This window comes from Rathayibacter sp. AY1E3 (assembly GCF_002932235.1).
Taxonomy (GTDB): domain Bacteria; phylum Actinomycetota; class Actinomycetes; order Actinomycetales; family Microbacteriaceae; genus Rathayibacter.
The window spans coordinates 1,865-4,578 of the sequence record NZ_PSVN01000041.1; the positions used below are offsets into that span (position 1 = coordinate 1,865).

Sequence of the window (2,714 nt, forward strand, 5' to 3'; positions counted from 1 at the left end):
GACGTGAAGAGTATCCCAAGTAGCACGGGGCCCGAGAAATCCCGTGTGAATCTGTCAGGACCACCTGATAAGCCTAAATACTCCCAGATGACCGATAGCGGACAAGTACCGTGAGGGAAAGGTGAAAAGTACCCCGGGAGGGGAGTGAAATAGTACCTGAAACCGTTTGCTTACAAACCGTCGGAGCCTCCTTGTAGGGGTGACGGCGTGCCTTTTGAAGAATGAGCCTGCGAGTTAGTGCTCTGTGGCGAGGTTAACCCGTGTGGGGCAGCCGTAGCGAAAGCGAGTCCGAATAGGGCGATTCAGTCGCAGGGTCTAGACCCGAAGCGAAGTGATCTATCCATGGCCAGGTTGAAGCGACGGTAAGACGTCGTGGAGGACCGAACCCACTTCAGTTGAAAATGGAGGGGATGAGCTGTGGATAGGGGTGAAAGGCCAATCAAACTTCGTGATAGCTGGTTCTCTCCGAAATGCATTTAGGTGCAGCGTTGCGTGTTTCTTGCCGGAGGTAGAGCTACTGGATGGCCGATGGGGCCCAAAAGCTTACTGACGTCAGCCAAACTCCGAATGCCGGTAAGTGAGAGCGCAGCAGTGAGACTGTGGGGGATAAGCTTCATAGTCGAGAGGGAAACAACCCAGACCACCAACTAAGGTCCCTAAGCGCGTGCTAAGTGGGAAAGGATGTGGAGTTGCACAGACAACCAGGAGGTTGGCTTAGAAGCAGCCACCCTTGAAAGAGTGCGTAATAGCTCACTGGTCAAGTGATTCCGCGCCGACAATGTAACGGGGCTCAAGCACGCCACCGAAGTTGTGGCATTGACATTAGTGGTAGGCCTTCGTGGTCCAGCCGTGTTGATGGGTAGGAGAGCGTCGTGTGGCGAGTGAAGCGGCGGTGTGAACCAGCCGTGGATGCCACACGAGTGAGAATGCAGGCATGAGTAGCGAAAGACGGGTGAGAAACCCGTCCTCCGGAAGACCAAGGGTTCCAGGGTCAAGCTAATCTTCCCTGGGTAAGTCGGGACCTAAGGCGAGGCCGACAGGCGTAGTCGATGGACAACGGGTTGATATTCCCGTACCGGCGAAGAACCGCCCAAGACAATCCAGTAGTGCTAAGTATCTGAATCCCTTTGATGGATCCCTTCGGGGTGAAGCGTTGGGCCTAGCGTACGACCCCGTGCTGGTGCGTTTAGCGTATTAACAGGTGTGACGCAGGAAGGTAGCCGAGCCGGGCGATGGTTGTCCCGGTCTAAGGATGTAGGGCGAACGATAGGCAAATCCGTCGTTCATATAGCCTGAGATCTGATGGGTAGACGCAAGTCGAAATCGGTGATCCTATGCTGCCAAGAAAAGCATCGACGCGAGGTTCTAGCTGCCCGTACCCCAAACCGACTCAGGTGGTCAGGTAGAGAATACTAAGGAGATCGAGAGAATCGTGGTTAAGGAACTCGGCAAAATGCCCCCGTAACTTCGGGAGAAGGGGGGCCTGAGGCGTGAACGGACTTGCTCCGGGAGCGTTCGATGGCCGCAGAGACCAGTGGGAAGCGACTGTTTACTAAAAACACAGGTCCGTGCTAAGTCGCAAGACGATGTATACGGACTGACGCCTGCCCGGTGCTGGAAGGTTAAGAGGAACGGTTAGCCGCAAGGCGAAGCTGAGAATTTAAGCCCCAGTAAACGGCGGTGGTAACTATAACCATCCTAAGGTAGCGAAATTCCTTGTCGGGTAAGTTCCGACCTGCACGAATGGCGTAACGACTTCCCAGCTGTCTCAACCGCGAACTCGGCGAAATTGCATTACGAGTAAAGATGCTCGTTACGCGCAGCAGGACGGAAAGACCCCGTGACCTTTACTATAGTTTGGTATTGGTGTTCGGTGTGGCTTGTGTAGGATAGGTGGGAGACGTTGAAGCGGGCACGCTAGTGTTCGTGGAGTCATTGTTGAAATACCACTCTGGTCACTCTGGATATCTAACTTCGGACCCTAATCGGGTTCAGGGACAGTGCCTGATGGGTAGTTTAACTGGGGCGGTTGCCTCCCAAAGAGTAACGGAGGCGCCCAAAGGTTCCCTCAACCTGGTTGGCAATCAGGTGGCGAGTGTAAGTGCACAAGGGAGCTTGACTGTGAGACTGACAAGTCGAGCAGGGACGAAAGTCGGGACTAGTGATCCGGCAGTGGCTTGTGGAAGCGCTGTCGCTCAACGGATAAAAGGTACCTCGGGGATAACAGGCTGATCTTGCCCAAGAGTCCATATCGACGGCATGGTTTGGCACCTCGATGTCGGCTCGTCGCATCCTGGGGCTGGAGTAGGTCCCAAGGGTTGGGCTGTTCGCCCATTAAAGCGGTACGCGAGCTGGGTTTAGAACGTCGTGAGACAGTTCGGTCCCTATCCGCTGCGCGCGCAGGAAATTTGAGAAGATCTATCCCTAGTACGAGAGGACCGGGATGGACGAACCTCTGGTGTGTCAGTTGTTCCGCCAGGAGCACCGCTGATTAGCTACGTTCGGAACGGATAACCGCTGAAAGCATCTAAGCGGGAAGCCGGCTTCGAGATGAGATTTCCATCCCTTCGGGGGAGAGGCTCCCAGCCAGACGACTGGGTTGATAGGCCGGATGTGGAAGACAGGACTAAAGACTGTCGGAGCTGACCGGTACTAATAAGCCGATAACTTGATAATCACTACACTCATACCGTTGTAAAGGCTGGTAGGAGTGG

1 rRNA gene (cut by a window edge) is annotated in these 2,714 nt (G+C 54.6%); it reads left to right on the forward strand.

The features are described from left to right. A 23S ribosomal RNA gene (locus C5C53_RS16545) occupies positions 1-2,676 on the forward strand; it begins 223 nt to the left of the window's first position. The last annotated feature ends 38 nt before the right edge of the window (positions 2,677-2,714 follow it).